Annotated in this window: 16 protein-coding genes and 4 pseudogenes; 17 read left to right on the plus strand and 3 right to left on the minus strand. The window is 69.7% G+C overall.

What is annotated here, in order from left to right; translation table 11 throughout:
- Nucleotides 1-207 precede the first annotated feature (207 nt).
- Together AAG689_RS00275 and AAG689_RS00280 are read right to left on the minus strand one after the other, a co-directional pair.
- Nucleotides 208-557, minus strand: a pseudogene (locus AAG689_RS00275) (aldo/keto reductase); the annotation flags it as partial.
- Nucleotides 558-591: 34 nt separating this feature from the next.
- Entirely contained in the window at nt 592-1,764 is a 1,173-nt protein-coding gene (locus AAG689_RS00280) for an MFS transporter (RefSeq protein WP_406624302.1), read from the minus strand.
- A gap of 110 nt (nt 1,765-1,874) precedes the next feature.
- Between AAG689_RS00280 and AAG689_RS00285 the strand changes: the two genes are divergently transcribed.
- From AAG689_RS00285 to AAG689_RS00320, 8 genes are all read left to right on the plus strand, one after another.
- Nucleotides 1,875-2,837, plus strand: a complete 963-nt coding sequence (locus AAG689_RS00285; protein ID WP_406624303.1) for a LysR family transcriptional regulator — start codon at nt 1,875-1,877, stop codon at nt 2,835-2,837.
- A 172-nt stretch (nt 2,838-3,009) separates the two neighbouring features.
- A complete protein-coding gene (locus AAG689_RS00290) occupies nt 3,010-3,519 on the plus strand; it encodes a hypothetical protein (RefSeq protein ID WP_020227764.1) in 510 nt (169 codons plus the stop codon).
- A gap of 103 nt (nt 3,520-3,622) precedes the next feature.
- Nucleotides 3,623-3,934 carry a hypothetical protein gene (locus tag AAG689_RS00295; RefSeq protein ID WP_406624304.1) on the plus strand — a complete coding sequence of 104 codons (312 nt, stop codon included), beginning with the start codon at nt 3,623-3,625 and terminating at the stop codon, nt 3,932-3,934.
- A gap of 148 nt (nt 3,935-4,082) precedes the next feature.
- The gene (pyrC, locus tag AAG689_RS00300; protein ID WP_406624305.1) at nt 4,083-5,066 is read left to right on the plus strand and encodes a dihydroorotase; all 984 of its coding nucleotides are present in this window, start codon (nt 4,083-4,085) and stop codon (nt 5,064-5,066) included.
- A 191-nt stretch (nt 5,067-5,257) separates the two neighbouring features.
- Nucleotides 5,258-6,058, plus strand: a complete 801-nt coding sequence (locus AAG689_RS00305; RefSeq protein ID WP_020227761.1) for an NYN domain-containing protein — start codon at nt 5,258-5,260, stop codon at nt 6,056-6,058.
- Nucleotides 6,055-6,804 carry a DUF3025 domain-containing protein gene (locus tag AAG689_RS00310; protein WP_020227760.1) on the plus strand — a complete coding sequence of 250 codons (750 nt, stop codon included), beginning with the start codon at nt 6,055-6,057 and terminating at the stop codon, nt 6,802-6,804. The genes AAG689_RS00305 and AAG689_RS00310 overlap by 4 nt, the downstream gene beginning before the upstream one ends.
- Nucleotides 6,805-6,909: 105 nt before the next feature.
- Nucleotides 6,910-7,779, plus strand: a complete 870-nt coding sequence (gene htpX / locus AAG689_RS00315; RefSeq protein ID WP_020227759.1) for a protease HtpX — start codon at nt 6,910-6,912, stop codon at nt 7,777-7,779.
- A gap of 95 nt (nt 7,780-7,874) precedes the next feature.
- Nucleotides 7,875-8,210 (plus strand): hypothetical protein, encoded by a 336-nt coding sequence (locus AAG689_RS00320; RefSeq protein ID WP_406624306.1) that lies wholly within the window; start codon nt 7,875-7,877, stop codon nt 8,208-8,210.
- Here AAG689_RS00320 and AAG689_RS00325 read toward each other — a convergent pair.
- Nucleotides 8,207-9,091 (minus strand): LysR family transcriptional regulator, encoded by an 885-nt coding sequence (locus tag AAG689_RS00325; RefSeq protein ID WP_406624307.1) that lies wholly within the window; start codon nt 9,089-9,091, stop codon nt 8,207-8,209. The genes AAG689_RS00320 and AAG689_RS00325 overlap by 4 nt on opposite strands.
- A 119-nt stretch (nt 9,092-9,210) precedes the next feature.
- Between AAG689_RS00325 and AAG689_RS00330 the strand changes: the two are divergent.
- From AAG689_RS00330 to AAG689_RS00370, 9 genes and pseudogenes are all read left to right on the plus strand, one after another.
- Nucleotides 9,211-11,312 (plus strand): annotated as a pseudogene (locus AAG689_RS00330) (3-hydroxyacyl-CoA dehydrogenase NAD-binding domain-containing protein).
- A gap of 109 nt (nt 11,313-11,421) precedes the next feature.
- Nucleotides 11,422-12,618: an acetyl-CoA C-acyltransferase gene (locus AAG689_RS00335; RefSeq protein ID WP_406624308.1), complete on the plus strand. Its 1,197-nt coding sequence runs from the start codon at nt 11,422-11,424 to the stop codon at nt 12,616-12,618.
- A 14-nt stretch (nt 12,619-12,632) separates the two neighbouring features.
- Nucleotides 12,633-13,828: pseudogene (locus AAG689_RS00340) on the plus strand (acyl-CoA dehydrogenase family protein).
- A 19-nt stretch (nt 13,829-13,847) separates the two neighbouring features.
- A complete protein-coding gene (locus AAG689_RS00345; protein WP_406624309.1) occupies nt 13,848-14,987 on the plus strand; it encodes an acyl-CoA dehydrogenase family protein in 1,140 nt (379 codons plus the stop codon).
- A pseudogene (locus AAG689_RS00350) lies at nt 14,984-16,205 on the plus strand (CaiB/BaiF CoA transferase family protein). Before AAG689_RS00345 ends, AAG689_RS00350 begins: the two are co-directional and overlap by 4 nt.
- A gap of 44 nt (nt 16,206-16,249) precedes the next feature.
- Complete coding sequence (locus AAG689_RS00355) at nt 16,250-17,257, plus strand: Bug family tripartite tricarboxylate transporter substrate binding protein (RefSeq protein ID WP_406624310.1); 1,008 nt, start codon at nt 16,250-16,252, stop codon at nt 17,255-17,257.
- Nucleotides 17,258-17,296: 39 nt separating this feature from the next.
- A complete protein-coding gene (locus AAG689_RS00360) occupies nt 17,297-18,286 on the plus strand; it encodes a Bug family tripartite tricarboxylate transporter substrate binding protein (protein ID WP_406624311.1) in 990 nt (329 codons plus the stop codon).
- Nucleotides 18,287-18,366: 80 nt separating this feature from the next.
- Nucleotides 18,367-19,374 carry a Bug family tripartite tricarboxylate transporter substrate binding protein gene (locus AAG689_RS00365; RefSeq protein WP_406624312.1) on the plus strand — a complete coding sequence of 336 codons (1,008 nt, stop codon included), beginning with the start codon at nt 18,367-18,369 and terminating at the stop codon, nt 19,372-19,374.
- Nucleotides 19,375-19,407: 33 nt separating this feature from the next.
- Nucleotides 19,408-20,172 (plus strand): electron transfer flavoprotein subunit beta/FixA family protein, encoded by a 765-nt coding sequence (locus AAG689_RS00370; protein ID WP_406624313.1) that lies wholly within the window; start codon nt 19,408-19,410, stop codon nt 20,170-20,172.
- The last annotated feature ends 2 nt before the right edge of the window (nt 20,173-20,174 follow it).

The raw sequence follows: 20,174 nt of genomic DNA on the forward strand, positions 1-20,174 counted from the left end.
ATGAAAATTAAACAAGGAAATTTAAATGAAAGTTTAATTATTGCGAGCACCGCTTGTGCTCCCGCACGCTGCTGCGCACGGCCGGCGGCGCCAGCTCGGTGAACTGGCCGTTCCAGTACGGGTAGTACGGATAGGGTGGCATCACGGCGCTGGCGTCGTCCAGCCTGCGCTGCTGCGCTTCGGTCAGCGCCCAGCCGATGGCCCCTAGGTGTGCGCGTCGAAGGCGTGCAGTTGCAGCAGGTCGATGTGGTCGGTTTTGAGGCGGCGCAGGGAGGCTTCCACGGCGGCCGTCAGGTGCTGGCGCGAACTGCCCGCTGCCCACAGGCCTTTCTCGGTGCGCAATCCCACCTTGGTCGAGATCTGCGCCGGCCTGCCAGCGCTTCGCCCAGCACGCTTTCCGAGGCGCCGTCGGAACACACGTCGACCATGCGGCGCGCGTGCTCCATGCCGCTCGTGCCCCATGCGCTGAACAGCGGCCCCTGGCCGCCGAAGGTGCCGCAGCCGAAACCCAAGGCGGGGACTTTGAGGCCGCTGCGGCCGAGATAACGGTATTCCATGAATTGAACTCCTTTGAGTGAATGAAGGAATAAGTCATGCGGCGGCCGGCGCGCCCAGCGCCCTGCCGCCCGTGCGTGCGCTCCAGCCCGCCAGCAGCAAACCAATGGTGGTGAGCCCCGCGCCCGCCCAGGCCAGCGCGGTCAGGCCCAGCCCACCCGCCAGCACCAGAGCGCCCACCCACGCGCCCAGCGCGTTGCCCAGGTTGAAGGCGGCGATGTTCAGGCTCGACGCCAGCGTGGCCCCATGCGGCCCGGCTTGTTGCAGCACGCGCATCTGCATCGGCGCCACGGTGGCGAAGGCCACGGTGCCCAGCAGCACCACGTAGCCCATCGCCAGCGCCGAATGGCCGAAGGCCCAGCGCCCGGCGGCCAGCACCGCCATCAGCGCGGCGATGGTGAGCACCAGCGCGCGCACCACCCCCCGGTCGGCCAGCTTGCCGCCCAGCAGGTTGCCTGCCGCGAGGCCCGCGCCGAACAGCAGCAGCGTGGCGGCGACCAGCCCATCGCCCATGCGCGTGACCTGCGTGAGCAGCGGCTCCACGTAGGTGTAGAGCGCGAACAGCCCGGCGAAGCCGAACACCGTCACGCCCAGGCCCAGCCAGACCTGCGCGCGGGCGAGCACGGCCAGTTCCTGCCGCAGCGGCGCCGCCTCGGGGCGGCCCGCATCGCGCGGCACGAAGGCGGCCAGGATGGCGAGCGCCAGCACGCCCACGCCCGCCACGGCGGCGAAGGCCATGCGCCAACCGAAGTGCTGGCCGATCCACGCGCCCGCCGGCACGCCGAGCAGCGTGGCGAGCGTGAGGCCCGAGAACATCAGCGCGATGGCCGAGGCGCGCTTGTCCGGCGCCACCAGCCCCGTCGCCACCACCGCGCCCACGCCGAAGAAGGTGCCGTGCGTGAGCGAGGTGAGCACGCGCGCGGCCATCAGCCATGCATAGCTGGGCGCCACTACGGCGGCGGCGTTGCCCGCGATAAAGATCAGCATCAGCGCCAGCAGCAACTGCTTGCGCGGCCAGCGGCGCGTGGCGAGGGTGAGCAGCGGCGCGCCCACGGCCACGCCGACGGCGTAGCCCGAGATCAGCGTGCCCGCCGTGGGGATGGAGATGTGCAGGTCCTGGCTCACCTGCGTGAGCAGGCCCATGATGATGAATTCCGTGGTGCCGATGCCGAAGGCACCAGCCGCCAGGGCGAGGAGGGAGACGGGCATGGAAAGCTCTGAAAAATGACGATGCCCATCACTGTGGCGGCGCGCCCGGTCTTTGTGTAGCCGGAATAATGGAAATGCGCCTGTGCCTTGCAGGCATCAATCCAAGAGCCATGCCATCCCACATCAACGAACCCGAAGGCACTGCCGTCAACCGCGCCGCCGAGCTGGAGGCGCTGGTGCTCGTTGCCGAGCGCGGCAGCCTGTCGGCGGCGGCGCGGCAGCTCGGCGTATCGCCCTCGGCCGTCAGCAAGACCATGTCGCGGCTGGAGGCGCGCCTGGGCGTGCAACTGCTCCAGCGCAGCACGCGGCGCGTGCACCTCACGCCCGAGGGCGCGCGGCTCTACGAGCGCGGCAAGTGCCTGCTGGCCGACCTGGACGAGCTGGAATCCGACGTGGCCGCGCGCGGCGCGCCCCGGGGCACGGTGCGTATCGGCGCGAGCACGGCCACGGGCTACCTGCTGCTCGCGCCGCTGGTGCCGCGCCTGCTGGCGCAGCACCCGGGCCTGAGCGTGGACCTGCACTTCACCGACCACGTGGTCGATCTGGCGGAGGCGGGCATCGACATCGCCATCCGCTGGGGCCGCCTGCCTTCGTCCGACATGGTGGCGCGCCTGCTGGGGCGCACGCGGCAGGTGGTCGTGGCCTCGCCCGACTACCTCGCGCGCCACGGCGAGCCGCGCCATCCGGGCGACCTGCGCGGCCACCTGCGCCTGGGCTGGAACTACCAGCGTGCGGTGCCGCACTGGCCCTTTCTCGTCGACGGGCGGCGCGTGGACGTGGAAACGGACCACGCGGTGCGCGTCAACGACGGCGATGCGATGCGCCGCCTGGCGCTGCACGGCACGGGTCTGGCACGGCTGTCGCTCTACCACGCCTGGGACGACTTGGTGGCCGGGCGGCTGGTGCCGGTGCTGGAGGCTTTCAACACCGGCGAGCTGGAGCCCATCCACGCCGTCTACCTCGGCAAGCCCGACCGCCTGCCGCCACGCACGCGCGCGGTGCTGGACTTCCTGCAGGCGCACGTGGACCTGCGCCAGGCCGAGCGGGCCTTCGTTCCTGCGGCCGCTGCCTGACCCGGGGCCGACGCCACGGCGCGCCCTGGTCCTACGCGGCGGGGTGCGCTGGGCCGACGGGCGCGGCACGGGCGCTCCCTAGCATTCACCCATCGTTCCCGCGGGACGGGGTTGGACAAGGTTTCCGGCCCGGCACGCGGAGTTGTCACCCGCCTCTCGATGGAGAACCACCATGCGCCCGACCTTCCGCACACTGCAACTGGCCGCCACCTGCGCAGCCGTCGCCCTTCTGGCCGCCTGCGGCGGCGGCAACGACGACGATCCGAGCCCGAGCGACCAGCCCGGCGTGCTGACCGTGACGGGCTCCACGGTGGACGGCCTCAACGGCATCTATGGCGACGGCAACATCAACCTGACCGACGTGGACAAGAAGAACCCTGTCGGCTCCTACCCCGAGGTCTGCACCTTCCGCTTCGACGGCGCCAACCGCGTGGGCGGCAGCGGGCAGGCGTTTGGCGACATCCGCTACCGGCCGAACGAAGGCGTGGTGTACGAGGCCTTCCTCACCTTCCTGGGCCGCGAATTCCGCGCCGACGACGGCTGGAGCGACGTGAGCGTGGTGCGCGACACCGACCGCATCCGCATGCTGAACAAGACCCTGGTGGCTACCGACGGCTCGGGCGCGCGCGTGACTGTCTCCGGCGTCATCCCCATGCGGCCCAACCGCCCTTCGGGCTGCTGACCGATTACCCCTCGCCCCTTCACGGGGTTTGCCCCGGCCGCCTCGCGGTGGCCGGGGCCTTTTCCGTGCGCGGCGGGCCATCCGGCGTAGCATGCGGGCCGCCATGGGCTCCTCACGCATCGTCCACATCCAACCGGCCGCGCCGCCCAAGCCCGCGCACGGCGCGCCCTGCAACGGCTGCGGCCTGTGCTGCCTGGCCGAGCCATGCCCGCTGGGCATGCTGCTGTCGCGCCGCCGCACGGGCGCATGCGCGGCGCTGTGCTGGTCGCCCGAGGCCCGGCGCTACCTGTGCGGCGCGGTGGCCGTGCCCGCCGGCGCGCCGCCCTGGCGCCGTGCGGCTGCGGTGCTTGCGCGGCGCTGGATAGCGGCGGGCGCCGGGTGCGATGCCGACCTGTGGGCGAATGCTATTGAATAAAGAGCTGCTCGCGCTTGCCGGATAAGCGCTGGAGTCCCTTTTTGCTTGAAAGACGAGGCGCGGCGGCCCCGGATGGGAAAATGGCGGTCATGACCGCCACCCCCTCGACACCCTCACGATCACCCGCCCCGACGACTGGCACCTGCACGTGCGCGACGGCGAACCGCTCGCCACCGTGGTGCCGCACACGGCCGCGCAGTTCGGCCGCGCCATCATCATGCCCAACCTGCGCCCGCCCGTGACCACGGCCGCGCAGGCGCTGGCATACAAGCAGCGCATCCTGGCCGCCGTGCCGCCCGGCGTGCACTTCGAGCCGCTGATGACGCTCTACCTCACCGACAACCTCGCGCCGGACGAGATCGCGCGTGCCAAGGACGCGGGCGTGGTCGCCCTCAAGCTCTACCCGGCCGGCGCCACCACCAACAGCGACGCGGGCGTGACCGACATCCGCAAGACCTACAAGACGCTCGAAGCCATGCAGAAGGCCGGCATGCTGCTGCTGGTGCATGGCGAGGTGACCAGCAGCGACATCGACCTGTTCGACCGCGAGGCCGTGTTCATCGACCAGCACCTGATCCCGCTGCGCCGCGACTTCCCCGAGCTGAAGATCGTCTTCGAGCACATCACGACCAAGGAGGCCGCGCAGTACGTGGCGCAGGCCGACCGCTTCACGGCCGCCACCATCACCGCGCACCACCTGCTCTACAACCGCAACGCCATCTTCACCGGCGGCATCCGCCCGCACTACTACTGCCTGCCCGTGCTCAAGCGCGAGACGCACCGCCAGGCGCTGGTGCAGGCCGCCACCAGCGGCAGCGACCGCTTCTTCCTGGGCACCGACAGCGCGCCGCACCCCGCGCACCTCAAGGAGCACGCCACGGGCTGCGCGGGCTGCTACACCGCGCACGCGGCCATCGAGATGTATGCCGAGGCGTTCGACAACGCGGGCGCGTTGGACCAACTGGAGGGCTTCGCCAGCTTCCACGGCCCCGCGTTCTACGGCCTGCCGCGCAACCAGGGCACCATCACCCTGCGCCGCGAGTCGTGGACGCCGCCGGACAGCTTCCCCTTCGGCGAGGCCGAGCTGAAACCCCTGCGCGCGGGCGAGGCACTGCCCTGGCGCCTGGTATGAGGAACACCCCCTGAGGCCCTGCGGGCCTTCCCCCGCTCTCGCAGCGCTGCGCGCTGCGGGCAGGGGGACGCCGCCAGTGCGGCGGGGCGGCGCGGCCGGCTAAGGCCCTTGCACGGCGGCCCTGGCCTGACGCGCGCCAGTTTCAAGCAACACGAACGGTGCACAGCGCCATTCATTTGAAGGAGCCGCTCATGACCTCGCCTGAACGCCAGTTGCGCATCGCCCTGCTGATCGACGCGGACAACGCGCCGGCCGAGAAGATCGACGAGATCCTCACCGAGCTGTCCACCCTGGGCGAGATCAGCATCCGCCGCGCCTATGGCAACTGGACCAAGCATGGCCTGGGCGGCTGGCAGGAGCGGCTGCTGGAGTTCGCCATCCGGCCCATCCAGCAGTTCGACTATTCCAAGCGCAAGAACGCCACCGACATGGCGATGACGGTGGACGCGATGGAGCTGCTCTACAGCGAGCGGCCGGATGCGTTCGGCATCGTCTCGTCGGACGCCGATTTCACGCCGCTGGTCATGCACCTGCGCTCCAAGGGCGCGGCCGTGTACGGCTTCGGCGCGGCGCAGACGCCCAAGCCGTTCGTGAACGCCTGCTCGCGCTTCCTCTACCTGGAGTCGCTGGTGGGCGAGGGCGAGGAGCAGGGAGAGGCCGCCAAGCCGGCCGCGCCCGAAGCGCCCCAGCAGCCGGAGGTGCCCGCGCCCGGCGTGCCCGAATGCCCGGCCCGGCTGCGTGTGCCCACGGCCCAGCTGCGCCAGGACACGCGGCTCATGAACCTGCTGCGCTACGCCGTGCAGGCCTCGCAGGACGAAACCGGCTGGGCGCGCGTCGGCGCCGTGGGTACGCAGATCGGCAACAAGACCTCGTTCGACGCGCGCAACTACGGCTACGCCACGCTGTCCAAGCTGCTCGCGGCCACGCAGGCCTTCGAGTTCCGCGACGAGGGCACCTCGCGCGTGGCCGTGCGCGACAAGCGCACGCCGTGAACGCCATCGACTGGGAGCGCCCCTGGCTCGCTCCCCTGGCGCGGCTGGGCCGCGCCGGCGCGCAGCGGGTGGCGGCGGGCGCCAGCGTGGCGCAGGCGCTCAACGCGCTGGCGGACGGCGGCCTCGCCCCCGCGCCCGGCGTGCGCTTCGTGCCCCAGGCGGCGCTGCCGGAAGGCATGGCCTACGAGCGCTTCATCTTCGAGACCGGCCAGGTGCCCACGCGCGACAACCTGCACGACTTCTTCAACGGCCTCGTCTGGCTGCACTACCCCGCCACCAAGCGCCGGCTCAACCAGTGCCAGGCCCGGGCCATCGCGGCGCACGGCGTGGGCGCGGTGCGCGGGCCGCTGCGCGACGCGGCCACCGTGTTCGACGAGAACGGCGCCATCTTCTGCGCCCCGCCCGCGCTGCACGCGGCGCTGGCCGCGCGCCAGTGGCGACGGCTGTGCGTGGAACTGCGCCCGCTCTGGGGCCAGGCGCGCCTGCTGCTGTTCGGCCACGCGCTGCTCGAAAAGCTGGTTGCGCCACGAAAACCGATCACGGCGCATGCCCACCAAGCGCCAGCAGCTATCGAAGGCATAGCAAGCGCCGATGCCTGGTTGGCCGCCGCCCTCGCGCCCGAGGTGCTGGCGGCCAAGCCGTTCAATCCCCTGCCGGTTCTGGGCGTGCCCGGCTGGTGGCCCGAAAACGAGAACTTTTGCTTCTATGATGACTCTCTCGTTTTCCGCAGCATGCGCCCCGCATAAGCCAACCACAACAGGGCCGCCCACCGTTGCACGCGCGGCTTGGAAAACGCCGCGCACTCCCCATATACCCGCAGACACTTGTTCCCGAGTGGAGAACCCACCTCTATGAAACGCATCGCGCTTTTTCTGTTGACCAACGTCGCCGTCGTGGTGGTGCTGGGCATCGTCGCCAGCCTGCTCGGCGTGAACCGCTACCTCACCGCCAACGGCCTGAACCTGGGGGCGCTGCTGGGCTTCGCCTTCATCATGGGCTTCGGCGGCGCCATCATCTCGCTGCTCATGAGCAAGCCCATCGCCAAGATGAGCATGGGCGTGCAGATCATCAACGAGCCGCGCAACGCTGACGAGGCCTGGATCGTGGAGACCGTGCGCCGCTTCTCCGAGAAGGCTGGCATCCAGATGCCCGAGGTCGGCATCTACCAGGGCGATCCCAACGCCTTCGCCACCGGCGCGTTCAAGAACTCGGCCCTGGTGGCCGTTTCCACCGGCCTGCTGCAGGGCATGACGCGCGAGGAGGTCGAGGCCGTCATCGGCCACGAGGTCGCGCACGTGGCCAACGGCGACATGGTGACCATGGCGCTGATCCAGGGCGTGATGAACACTTTCGTCGTGTTCCTCTCGCGCGTGATCGGCTACGCGGTGGACAGCTTCCTGCGCAAGAACGACGAGAACAGCTCCGGCCCCGGCATCGGCTACTTCGTCACCACCATCGTGCTCGACATCCTGCTGGGCTTCCTGGCCGCCATCATCGTGGCGTGGTTCTCGCGCCAGCGCGAGTTCCGCGCCGACGCGGGTGCCGCGCAGCTCATGGGCCGCAAGCAGCCGATGATCAATGCGCTGTACCGCCTGGGCGGCATGCACCCGGGCGAGATGCCCAAGAGCCTGCAGGCGATGGGCATCACGGGCAGCATCGGCAAGCTGTTCAGTTCGCACCCGCCCATCGAGGAGCGCGTGGCCGCGCTGCAGCAGGGCTGACCGCCTCGCGTCTTTACCCGGCCTTCACACAGCCCCTGTCAACACCCGGCAGGGGCTTTTTCGTTGAAGGGGTATCACGTTCCCGGGAGCATGCCGTGAGATTCCTTCGACCTTCTTTCCTCGCCGCAGCCGCCGCCAGCGTGCTGCTCGGCGGCTGCGTGGTGGCGCCCGCCTATCCCGTGGCTGGGCCCGGCGAAGCCGTCTATGCGCCCATGGCGCCGCCGCCGGTCTACACCGAAGTCGTGCCTGTGGCGCCGTCCCCCGTGCACGTATGGATCAACGGCTACTGGGGCTGGGGCGGCAGCCGCTACGACTGGCGGCCCGGGCACTGGGCAGTACCGCCGCGCCCGGGCTACGTGTGGCACCCGCGCCAGTGGCAGCCCGGCCCGCGTGGCTGGCAACCGCGTGGGGGGCGCTGGGGGCCGCGCTAGGCCGTTGCCTTCTCCAGCAGGAAATCGATGCAGGTGCGCACCGCGCGCGTCTGGTGGCGGTTGGGCATGTAGAGCAGGTACATGCGCGTGCCGAAGATGCTCAGGCGGTAGTCCTGCAGCGTGGTCAGCACCGCGCCTGCGGCCACCTGGTCCTGCACCACGTAGTCGGGCACCACGCCCACGCCCAGGCCCGCGAGGATGGCCGAGCGCAGGAAGGGGAAGTGCTCGGAGATCAGCGTGGGCTCCAGCAGCACCTCGTGGCGTTCCTCGCCCTGGTAGGCCGACAGGCGCAGCTGCCGCCCCACGGCGCCCGAGGTGACGACCGGCGCGGTGCGCAGTTCCTGCAGCGTGCGCGGCAGGCCGTGCTGCTCGGCCCAGGCGCGCGAGGCGCAGGCGAGGTAGCACACGTCGCCCAGGCTGCGCGCCACCAGGGACAGCGGCGGCTCCTGGATCACGCGGATGGCGATGTCCACTTCGTCGCGCAGGTTGTCGGCGCGGTTCTCGAACAGCACGTCGAGCACGATGCGCGGGTACTGCCGCTTGAACTCGATCAGCCAGTCGCCCATCACCATCTGCCCGTAGCCGCTGGGCACGCTGATGCCCACGCGGCCCTGCAGCTCCTGGCCCAGGCTGGTGACCGTCTCGCGCGCGGCCAGCATCTCGTTGCGGATGTTGCGGCCGTGCTCGTAGAGGCGCAGGCCCACCTCGGTGGGCTCCATGCGCCGCGTGGTGCGGCGCAGCAGTTGCACGCCCACGGACTTCTCGAGCTGCGCGAGGTGGTAGCTCACGTTGGCGCGCGTCATCTTGAGCTTGCGCGCGGCCTGGCTCAGGTTGCCGCAGTCCACGATTTCCACGAAGAGGCTGAGCGCGGTGAGGTCCATGGGGCTTGATCGTCAAATGATGTTTGACGGTTTGTCAACGGGGCCTGGGATTGTAAAGACGGATTGTCGCCAACAGAATCCCGGCACCGTTCACAACGACCTTTCGAGAGACATCCGCCATGCCCGCTTCTCCCGTCCACACCACCCGCCAGGGCTCCGTGCTGGTGGTGCGCATCGACAACCCGCCCGTCAACGCGCTGGGCCAAGCCGTGCGCGCCGGGCTGCTGGCCGCCGTGGAGCAGGCCGATGCCGATGCCGCCGTCCAGGCCGTGCTGATCGTGGGCGAGGGCAAGGCCTTCATCGCGGGCGCGGACATCCGCGAGTTCGGCAAGCCGCCCGTGCCGCCCTCGCTGCCCGAGGTCTGCGACCGCATCGAAGCCTCCGGCAAGATCGTCGTCGCTTCCATCCACGGCCCGGCGCTGGGCGGCGGGCTGGAAATCGCCATGTCGGCCCACTACCGCGTGGCGCTGCCCGCTGCCAGGCTGGGCCTGCCCGAGGTGAACCTGGGCCTGCTGCCCGGCGCGGGCGGCACGCAGCGCGCGCCGCGCCTGATGGGCGCCAGGGCCGCCGCCGAATTGATGCTGAGCGGCAAGCACCTCTCCGCCAAGGCCGCGCAGGCCGCCGGCCTGGTGGACAAGCTGGTGGAGGGCGATAGTGCCGAGGCCGTGGGCCTGGCCTACGCCAACGAACTGCTGGCCCGGAACGCCCCGCCGCGCCGCACGCGTGACCTGCAGATGGCGGACAAGGCCGCCGCGCTGGCCGACCTGGACGCGCTGGCTGCCGAGACGGCCAGGAAGTCGCGTGGCCTGTTCTCGCCGCTCAGGATCGTCGAATGCGTGCGCGCCGCCGTGGAGCTGCCCTTCGCCGAAGGCCAGGCCAGGAGCGCGCGCTGTTCGTCGAATGCCTGGACAGCCCGCAGCGCGCCGGCCTGGTGCACGCCTTCTTCGCCGAACGCGAGACGGCGAAGATCCCCGAGGCCAAGGCCGCACGGCCGCGCCCCTTCCACCGGATCGCCATCATCGGCGGCGGTACCATGGGCGCGGGCATCACCGTGTCGGCGCTGGATGCGGGCCTGCCCGTGACCATGATCGAGCGCGATGCAGAGTCCATCGCGCGCGGCCGCAAGAACGTGGAGAAGGTCTACGACGGCCTGATCGCCAAGGGCCGCATGACGCCCGAGGCCAAGGCCGCCGTGATGGCGCGCTACACGCCTTCGACGAGCTACGACGACATCCGCGACGTGGACCTCGTGATCGAGGCGGTGTTCGAGGACCTGGACGTCAAGAAGGCCGTGTTCGAGGAGCTCGACCGCGTGTGCAAGAACGGCGCCGTGCTCGCCACCAACACCTCGTACCTCGACATCGACGCCATCGCCGCTGCCACCCGCCGCCCGCAGGACGTGATCGGACTGCACTTCTTCAGCCCGGCCAACATCATGAAGCTGCTGGAGATCGTGGTGCCCGCCCAGGCCGCGCCCGACGTGGTGACCACCGCGTTCGAGCTGGCCAAGAAGATGAAGAAGGTGCCGGTGCGCGCGGGCGTGTGCGACGGCTTCATCGGCAACCGCATCCTGGCCGTCTACAAGCAGGCCGCCGACTACATCATGGAAGACGGCGCCAGTCCCTACGAGATCGACGAGGCCGTGCGCGGCTTCGGCTACCCCATGGGGCCGTTCCAGGTGACCGACCTGGCCGGCGGCGACATCGGCTGGGCCACGCGCAAGCGCCGCGCAGCCACGCGCGACCCCCGGGCGCGCTACGTGGAGATCGCGGACCGCATCTGCGAGCGCGGCTGGTTCGGCCAGAAGACGGGCCGGGGCTTCTACCTCTACCCGCAGGGCGCGCGCACCGGCCAGCCCGACCCCGAGGTGCTCGCCATCGTCGATGCCGAGCGCGCCAGGAAGGGCATCACGCCGCGCCCATTCACCCCTCAGGAAATCATGCACCGCTACATGGCCGCGATGGTCAACGAAGGCGCGAAGGTGCTGGAAGAGGGCATCGCGCTGCGCCCGCTCGACATCGACGTGACCTTCCTCTCCGGCTACGGCTTCCCGCGCTGGCGCGGCGGCCCCATGAAGTGGGCCGACATGACGGGGCTGGACAAGGTGCTGGCGGACATCCGCGCATTCGCCCACGAAGACCCGCTGTTCTGGAAGCCCGCGCCACTGCTGGAAAAACTGGTGGCAGAAGGCAGGAACTTCGACAGCCTGAATCAAAAATAAGAGCGGCTTGCGCTTGTCTCTCGGGGTTTTCAGCATCAAAACATGTTGAAAACCACGGATGGATGACGCAAGCAGCTATCAAAACCAAAGCACCCAAGGAGCGCACGCCATGCGCGAAGCCGTCATCGTTTCCACCGCACGCACGCCGCTGGCCAAATCCCACCGCGGCGAATTCAACGTCACCCCCGGCGCGCAGCTGGCCGCCTATTCGGTGCGCGCCGCCGTCGAGCGCTCCCAGGTCGATCCGGGCCTGCTCGAAGACCTGGTCCTCGGCTGCGGCTTTCCCGAGGGCACGACGGGCCGCAACATCGGCCGCCAGGCCGCGCTGCGCGCCGGGCTGCCGGTGACGGTGGGCGGCACGGTCATCAACCGCTACTGCTCCTCGGGCCTGCAGGCCATCGCCGTGGCGGCGGGCCGCATCGTCGTGGAAGGCGTGCCCGCCATCGTCGCGGGCGGCGTGGAAAGCATCTCGCTGATGCGCCCGCACGGCAAGACGCCGACCGACACCGACCCGTGGCTGGCCGAGCACAAGAGCGCCGTGTTCATGGAGATGATCGACACCGCCGACATCGTGGCCCGGCGCTACGGCATCTCGCGCGAGGACCAGGACGCCTTCGCGCTGCAGAGCCAGCAGCGCACCGCCGCGGCGCAGGCCGCCGGGGTGTTCGCCGACGAGATCGTCGCCTGCGACACGCGCATGGCCGAGAAGAACAAGGAAACCGGCGAGCTCACCTGCAAGGACGTGACGGTGCGCATGGACAACTGCAACCGCCCCGCGACCACGCTGGAGGGCCTGGCCCAACTGGAGCCCGTGAAGGGGCCGGACAAGTTCATCACCGCGGGCAACGCCTCGCAGCTCTCCGACGGCTCCGCCGCCTGCGTGTTGATGGAAGCCAGGGAAGCCGAGCGCCGCGGCCTACAGCCGCTGGGCGCGTTCCGCGGTTTCTCCGTCGCGGGCTGCGAGCCCGACGAGATGGGCATCGGCCCCGTGTTCGCCGTGCCGCGCCTTTTGGAGCGCACGGGCCTCACGGTGGACGACATCGATCTGTGGGAGCTGAACGAGGCCTTCGCCTCGCAGGCCCTGTACTGCCAGCGCAGGCTGGGCATTCCGATGGAGCGCCTCAACGTCAACGGCGGCGCCATCTCCATCGGCCACCCCTTCGGCATGACGGGCGCGCGCCTGGCCGGGCACCTCCTGCTCGAAGGGCGCCGGCGCAAAGCCCGGGACGCGTCAGTCAAGTGGGGCGTGGTGACCATGTGCATCGGCGGCGGCATGGGCGCGGCCGGGCTGTTCGAAATTTTCTGAGGATCACACGCATCATGGATCTGCAATTCACCCCGAAGAACTCGCCTTCCGCGAGGAAGTGCGCGCCTTTCTGAAGGACAAGCTCAGCCCCGCGCTGGCGAACAGGGTCAAGGGCGGCCTGATCCTGGGCAAGCAGGACCTGGAGGGCTGGCACGCCGCGCTGAACGAACGCGGCTGGCTGGCCAACCATTGGCCCGCGCAGTGGGGCGGCCCCGGCTGGAGCGCGGTACAGAAGTTCATCTTCGAGCACGAGTGCGCGCTGGCGGGCTCGCCGCGCATCGTGCCCTTCGGCGTGAGCATGCTCGGCCCCGTGCTCATCAAGTACGGCAGCGAGGTGCAGAAGCAATACTGGCTGCCGCGCATCCTGAGCGGCGAAGACTGGTGGTGTCAGGGCTATTCGGAGCCGGGCGCGGGCTCCGACCTGGCCTCGGTCAAGACCACGGCGGTGCGCGATGGCGACCACTACCTCGTCAACGGCCAGAAGACCTGGACCACGCTGGGCCAGCACGCCAACATGATCTTCTGCCTGGTGCGCACCAACAAGGAGGCCAAGGCCCAGGCGGGCATCAGCTTCCTGCTGGTGGACATGAACACGCCCGGCGTGGAGGTGCGCCCCATCATCACGCTGGACGGCGAGCACGAGGTCAACGAGGTCTTCTTCACCGACGTGAAGGTGCCCGTGGAGAACCTGGTGGGCGAGGAGGACAAGGGCTGGACCTACGCCAAGTACCTGCTGACCTACGAGCGCACCAACATCGCGGGCGTGGGCTTCTCGGTCGCCAGCCTGGACAAGCTCAAGGCCGTCGCCAGCCGCATGCTGTGCAACGGCAAGCCTTTGTCGCAGGACCCGCTGTTCGCCGCGCGCGTGGCGCGCGTCGAGATCGACCTGGAGAACATGAAGACCACCAACCTGCGCGTGATCGCCGCCGTGGCCGGCGGCGGCGTGCCGGGCGCGGAAAGCTCCATGCTCAAGATCAAGGGCACCGAGATCCGCCAGGAAATCCTGTCGCTGATCCGGCGCGCCATGGGCCCGTACGCCGCGCCCTTCGTGGAAGAGGCCATGCATGGCCGCGGCAGCGAGCCGCCGATCGGCCCCGAGGAGGCCGTCTCCGCCGCAGCCGCCTACTTCAACCACCGCAAGCTGTCCATCTTCGGCGGCTCCAACGAAATCCAGAAAAACATCATCTCCAAGATGATCCTCGGCCTCTGACCGGAAAAGGAATCGCGCCATGAACTTCGAGCACACCGAAGACCGCCGCATGCTGGCGGACACCTTGAACCGATTCGTCTCCGAGCAGTACGGCATCGAGCACCGCAACCGGCTGGCCTACGGCGAAGAGGGCCACAGCCCCGGGCTCTACGCGCAGTTCGCCGAACTGGGCGCCATCGGCGCGCTGTTTCCCGAGTCCGCCGGCGGTTTCGGCGGCGTGGGCTTCGACATCAGCGTGGTGTTCGAGGCGCTGGGCCGGGGCATCGTGGCCGAGCCGCTGCTGGGCGCGCTGGTCGTGGGCCAGGCGCTGGTCGCCGCGGGCACCGATGCGCAGCAGCAGAGGCTGGAAGACATCATCGCCGGCAGCGTGGTCGCAGCGCTGGCGCACGACGAGCCGGGCAGCCACTACGAGCTGAGCCATGTCGCCACCACGGCTGCCCGCGCAGGCGGCGGCTGGGTGCTGAATGGCGCCAAGGGCGTGGTGGCCTTCGGTGAGAAGGCCGGCCTGCTGCTGGTGTCTGCGCGCACCTCGGGCGGCCAGTACGACGAGGCCGGCATCAGCCTGTTCCTGGTGGACGGTGGCGCTGCGGGCATCGCCCGGCGCGGCTACCAGTGTTTCGAGGGCGGCCGCGGGGCCGAGCTGACGTTCAGCGACGTGCATCTGCCCGCCGACGCGCTGCTGGGCGCCGAAGGCCTGGGCCATGCGGTGCTGGAGCGCATCCAGGGCTACGCGCTGCTGGCGCTGGCCTCGGAGTCGGTGGGCGCGATGGACGTGGCCAAGCAGTTCACGCTGGAATACCTGCAGACGCGCAAGCAGTTCGGCGTGGCCATCGGCACCTTCCAGGCGCTGCAGCACCGCATGGCCGACGTGCTGCTCGAAGTCGAGCAGGCGCGCTCGGCCGTCATCAACGCGGCCGACGCCATCGACAACGCTACGGGAGCAGCGCGCGAGAAGGCCCTTTCCGCCGCGAAATACACCGTGGGCTGCGTGGGCACGAAGGTGGCGCAGGAGAGCATCCAGATGCACGGCGGCATCGGCATGACCTGGGAGCTGCCGCTGGCGCACTACGCCAAGCGGCTGGTGATGATTGACCACCAGTTCGGTGACGAGGACCACCACCTCGCCCGCTTCATCGCGCTAGGCAGGCAGCGGCCATGACGCAGGAGCTGGACCTGCCCCTGGCCGGGGTGCGCGTGCTCGACCTCTCGCGCGTGTTCGCCGGGCCGCTGTGCGGCCAGGTGCTGGCCGACTTCGGTGCCGAGGTCATCAAGGTGGAGCATCCGTCCCGCGGCGACGACACGCGCGACTGGGGCCTGCGCATCGGCAAGACCGAGACCACCTACTACAACAGCATGAACCGCAACAAGCGGTCCATCACCGTCGATCTGCAGACCCCCGAGGGCACCAGGATCATCCACGACCTGCTGCCCGCGTGCGACGTAGTGATCCACAACTTCAAGACCGGGGGCGCCGAGAAGCTGGGCCTGGGCTACGCGCAGCTCAAGGCCATCAAACCCGACCTGGTCTATTGCGCCGTGGCGGGCTACGACAGCAGCGGCCCCGAGGCCGCGCGCCCCGGCTACGACCTCGTGATCCAGGCGGAGGCCGGGCTCATGGCGCTCAACGGCGAGGCGGGCACCCCTGCCGCTGAAGTTCGGCGTGGCCGTGGTCGATCTGATGACCGGCATGTACGCGGCGCAGGCCGTGCTGGCCGCGCTGCTGCGGCGCGAGCGCACGGGCAAGGGCCGCCTGATCGAGATGGCGCTGTACGACTGCGGCCTGATGGTCACCGGCTACTACGGGCTGGAAGCGCTCCACCTGGGCCACGCGCCGCCGCGCTGGGGCAACGCCCACCCGTCCATCGTGCCCTACGGCATGTACGAGTCGGCGGACGGCCCGCTCATCATCGCCGTGGGCAACAACGCCCAGTTCGAGAAGTTCTGCCGCCTGTGCCTCGAGCGGCCGGACATCGCCCGGGACGAGCGCTTCGCCACCAACGTCAACCGCGCCAGGCACCGCGACGCGCTGGTGCCGCTGCTCAACGGGCTGATCCGCGCCTTGCCGCGCGCCGTGCTGCTGGAGCGCCTGACGGCGGCGGGCATTCCCTGCGGCGAGGTGGCCGGGCTGCACGAGGCGCTGACCAGCGAGCGCACGCGCCGCGGCCGGCTGGTGCAGGACCTGCCGCACCCCGTCGCGGGCACCACGCCGGTGTTCGCGCCGCCCTACCGGCTGGACGGCCAGCGCCTGCCCATCCGCAACGCGCCGCCCACGCTGGGCGAGGGCACGCGCGACGTGCTCAAGCAGCTGCTGTCCATGAGCGACGAGCAACTCCAGATGCTCAAGGACAAGGGCGTGCTGACGCTGCCCCGGGGCTGAACCTCAAAGGCGTATCCACGCCGCATCACGACAAGGAGACAGACATGAAGACATCCATCACGCGCCGCACCGTCCTGCAAGGCTTGGCCGCCGTGGGCGGCGGCTGCCTGCCGGGCGCCGGCGCCATCGCGCAGGCCGGCAAGGCCGCCTGGCCCGCCAGGCCCATCCGCGTGGTCGTGCCCTTCAATGCGGGCGGCGCCACCGACATCATCGCCCGCACGCTGGGCGAAGCCCTCGCGCAGCGCGTGGGCCAGCCCGTGGTCATCGACAACAAGGGCGGCGCGGCGGGCATCCTGGGCACGGACAACGTCGCCAAGTCGCCGGCGGACGGCCACACGCTGCTGGTGTCCCTGAGCACCTCGATGCTCATCAACCAGTTCCTCTATGCCAAGCTGCCCTACAACCCGCAGAAGGACCTGGAGCTGATCACCCAGATCGCCGCGGCGCCGGTCACGCTGGTGGTGCACCCCTCGGTGCCCGCGGGCAACATGAAGGAGCTGCTGGCCTACGTGAAGGCCCACAAGGGCAAGCTCTCCTACGGCTCCTGGGGCGTGGGCTCGTACGCGCACCTGGGTGGCGCCTACATGAGCAAGACGATGGACGCCGACATGATCCACTCGGCCTACAAGGGCGAGGCGCCCATGATCCAGGACCTGCTCGGCGGCCAGCTGCAGCTGTGCTTCTCCAGCGCGCTCAACACCAAGCCCTTCATCGACGCGGGCCGCCTCAAGGCCATCGGCGTGACGGGCCGCGAGCGCATGGAAATCCTGCCCCAGCTGCCCACCATCCACGAGCAGGGCGTGCAGGACGATGCGTATTCCATCGCCGGCTGGGTGGCGATGGGCGCGCCCGCCGGCACCCCCCAGTCCATCGTGGACCAGCTCTCCGCCCACGTGGCCGAGATCGCCAAGGAGCCCAAGATGCTGGAGCGCATCCGGGGCGCGGGCTTCATGCCCCTGATGAACAGCCCCGCCGCCTTCCGCGAGAACTACCGGCGCGACCTGCCCATCTGGAAGTCGCTGGTCGAGCTGGCCGGCGCCAAGCTGGACTGACCCGTGACGCAGCCGATTTTCACCATCAAGGAGGCAAGTATGGCCATTTTCCGAATCCACCGACGCACCGTTCTGCAAGCCGCAGCCGCGCTGGCCTGCGGCGGCTTCATGGGCGCCGCTGCGGCGCAGGGCTTTCCCGCGCGGCCCATCACCATCATCGTGCCGTTCTCGGCGGGGGGCACCACCGACATCCTCGCGCGCATCGTGGGCCAGGGGCTCACGGCGGAGCTGGGCCAGTCCGTGGTGGTGGACAACAAGCCCGGCGCGGGCGGCAACATCGGCGCCACGCTCGCCGCCAAGTCGCCGGCCGACGGCTACACGCTCTTCATGGGCACGGTGGGCACGCACGCCATCAACCAGGCGCTCTACAAGAAGATGCCGTTCGACCCGGTGAAGGACTTCGCGCCGCTCTCGCGCGTGGCCACGGTGCCCAACCTGCTCGTCGCGCACCCGAGCCAGCCGTTCAAGACCGTGCAGGAGCTGATCGACTACGCCAAGGCCCACCCTGGCGACGTGACCTACGGATCGCCCGGCTCGGGCGCGTCGCCGCACGTCTCCGGCGCGCTGTTCCAGAGCCTGACCGGCGCACAGCTCACCCACGTGCCCTACAAGGGCAGCGCGCCGGCGATGAGCGACCTGCTCGGCGGCCAGATCGCCGTCATGTTCGACAACATGCCCTCGGCCATCCAGCACGTGCGCTCGGGCAAGCTGCGCCCCATCGCCGTGACCACGGCCAAGCGCTCGCCCGAGCTGCCCGACGTGCCCACCATCGCCGAGGCCGGCGTGCCCGGCTACGAGGCCACCTCGTGGTTCGGCATGTTCGCCCCCGCGGCCACCCCCAAGCCCGTGCTGGACAAGCTGCACGCCGCGCTCGTGAAGGTGCTGGGCCAGGCCGAGGTGAAGAAGAAGATCGCCGAGCAGGGCGGCGACCCGGTGGCCGAGACGCCCGCGCAGTTCGCCGCCTTCATCCAGGCCGAGGCCGCCAAGTGGGGCAAGGTGGTCAAGGAATCGGGCGCTTCCGCCGATTGATCGGTTGCTCTGTTTTTAATAGCTGCTGGCGCTTTCTGGATAAGCGCTGCGGCCGGTTTTTTCATATAGGAGACTTTTTCATGCAACGTTCCGCCTCGTTCCCCAGCCGCCGCGCCGTGCTGCAGGGCATGGCCGCCCTGGGGGGCGCCGCGCTGCTGGGCCGCGCCGCCGCGCAGACCGGCCAGTGGCCAGCCAAGCCCATCCGCATCGTCGTGCCCTACAACGCGGGCGGCGGCACCGACATCATCGCGCGCGCCCTGGCCGAGCCCATGTCCAGGCTGCTGGGCCAGCCCGTGGTGGTGGACAACAAGGGCGGCGCGGGTGGCATCCTGGGAACCGACGCGGTGCTCAAGTCCCCGCCCGACGGCCACACGCTGCTGGTGGGCCTGGGCACGTCGATGATGGTCAACCAGTACCTCTACGCCAAGCTGCCGCACAACCTGCAGAAGGACATGGCGCTGGTCACCCAGATCGCTACCGCGCCGGTGGTGCTCGTCGCGCACCCCTCGGTGCCCGCCGGCAACATGAAGGAGCTGCTGGCCTATCTGGGCGCGAACAAGGGCAAGTTCTCCTACGGCTCCTGGGGGCAGGGCTCGCAGGCGCATCTCGTGGGCGCATACATCAGCAAGTCCGCCAACGCCGACATGGCCCACGCGGCCTACAAGGGCGAGGCGCCCATGCTGCAGGACCTGATCGGCGGCCCGATCCAGTTCTGCCTCGCCAGCGTCGCCAGTACCCGCCCCTTCATCGAGGCGGGCCGCCTCAAGGCCATCGGCCTGATCGGCCGCCAGCGCGTGCCGTCCCTGCCCAACGTCCCCACGATCTACGAGCAGGGGCTGACGGACGATCCGTACTCCCTCGTCGGCTGGATCGGCATGGGCGCGCCCGCGGGCATTCCCAGGCCCGTGCTCGACAAGCTCGCCGCGGTGATGGCCGAGGTCGCCAGGGACGCGAAGGTGCAGGAGCAGATCCTCAGCATCGGCGGCGTCTCCGCGATAGCCGGGCCCGAGGCGTTCCGCACGGCCTACCTGGGCGACGTGCCCCAGTGGAAGGCGCTGATCGAGGCGGCCAACGTGCGCCTGGATTGATGCCCACGTTCTCGCAAGCAAAGGAAAACCGCCATGAAGATCCTCGTCCCCGTCAAGCGCGTGGTGGACTACAACGTGAAGGTCCGAGTGAAGTCGGACGGCACGGGAGTGGACATCGCCAACGTGAAGATGAGCATGAACCCCTTTGACGAAATCGCCGTCGAGGAAGCCGTGCGCCTGAAAGAAAAAGGCATCGCCACCGAAGTGATCGCCGTCAGCTGCGGCGTGGCGCAGTGCCAGGAAACCCTGCGCACGGCCATGGCCATCGGCGCCGACCGCGCCATCCTGGTGGAAACCGACGCCGAGTTGCAGCCCCTGGCCGTCGCCAAGCTGCTCAAGGCCCTGGTCGACAAGGAGCAGCCCCAGCTCGTCATCCTGGGCAAGCAGGCCATCGACGACGACGCCAACCAGACCGGCCAGATGCTCGCGGCCCTGGCCGATCTGCCCCAGGCCACCTTCGCCAGCAAGGTCGAAGTCGCCGACGGCAAGGCTGACGCGCCCCGGGCCAGCGTCACCCGCGAAGTCGACGGCGGCCTGGAAACCCTCTCGCTCACCCTGCCGGCAGTCATCACCACCGACCTGCGCCTGAACGAGCCGCGCTACGTCACGCTGCCCAACATCATGAAGGCCAAGAAAAAGCCGCTCGACACCCTCAAGCCCGAAGCGCTGGGCGTCGACGTCGCCCCGCGCCTGAAGACCCTCAAAGTCTCCGAGCCCCCGAAGCGCGGCGCCGGCGTCAAGGTGCCCGACGTGGCCACCCTCGTGGCCAAGCTCAAGAACGAAGCCAAGGTGATCTAAAA

This window comes from Acidovorax sp. SDU_ACID1 (assembly GCF_045291395.1).
Lineage (GTDB): Bacteria > Pseudomonadota > Gammaproteobacteria > Burkholderiales > Burkholderiaceae_C > MR-S7.

Excerpts from the sequence above, each read along its gene's own strand:
- AAG689_RS00345 (WP_406624309.1), top strand. The coding sequence starts at position 13,848 with ATGAACTTCGAGCACACCGAAGACCGCCGCATGCTGGCGGACACCTTG.
- AAG689_RS00285 (WP_406624303.1), top strand. The coding sequence starts at position 1,875 with ATGCCATCCCACATCAACGAACCCGAAGGCACTGCCGTCAACCGCGCC.
- AAG689_RS00305 (WP_020227761.1), top strand. The coding sequence starts at position 5,258 with ATGACCTCGCCTGAACGCCAGTTGCGCATCGCCCTGCTGATCGACGCG.
- htpX (WP_020227759.1), top strand. The coding sequence starts at position 6,910 with ATGAAACGCATCGCGCTTTTTCTGTTGACCAACGTCGCCGTCGTGGTG.
- AAG689_RS00280 (WP_406624302.1), bottom strand. The coding sequence starts at position 1,764 with ATGCCCGTCTCCCTCCTCGCCCTGGCGGCTGGTGCCTTCGGCATCGGC.
- AAG689_RS00370 (WP_406624313.1), top strand. The coding sequence starts at position 19,408 with ATGAAGATCCTCGTCCCCGTCAAGCGCGTGGTGGACTACAACGTGAAG.
- AAG689_RS00325 (WP_406624307.1), bottom strand. The coding sequence starts at position 9,091 with ATGGACCTCACCGCGCTCAGCCTCTTCGTGGAAATCGTGGACTGCGGC.
- AAG689_RS00355 (WP_406624310.1), top strand. The coding sequence starts at position 16,250 with ATGAAGACATCCATCACGCGCCGCACCGTCCTGCAAGGCTTGGCCGCC.
- AAG689_RS00295 (WP_406624304.1), top strand. The coding sequence starts at position 3,623 with ATGGGCTCCTCACGCATCGTCCACATCCAACCGGCCGCGCCGCCCAAG.
- AAG689_RS00335 (WP_406624308.1), top strand. The coding sequence starts at position 11,422 with ATGCGCGAAGCCGTCATCGTTTCCACCGCACGCACGCCGCTGGCCAAA.
- AAG689_RS00360 (WP_406624311.1), top strand. The coding sequence starts at position 17,297 with ATGGCCATTTTCCGAATCCACCGACGCACCGTTCTGCAAGCCGCAGCC.
- AAG689_RS00365 (WP_406624312.1), top strand. The coding sequence starts at position 18,367 with ATGCAACGTTCCGCCTCGTTCCCCAGCCGCCGCGCCGTGCTGCAGGGC.
- AAG689_RS00290 (WP_020227764.1), top strand. The coding sequence starts at position 3,010 with ATGCGCCCGACCTTCCGCACACTGCAACTGGCCGCCACCTGCGCAGCC.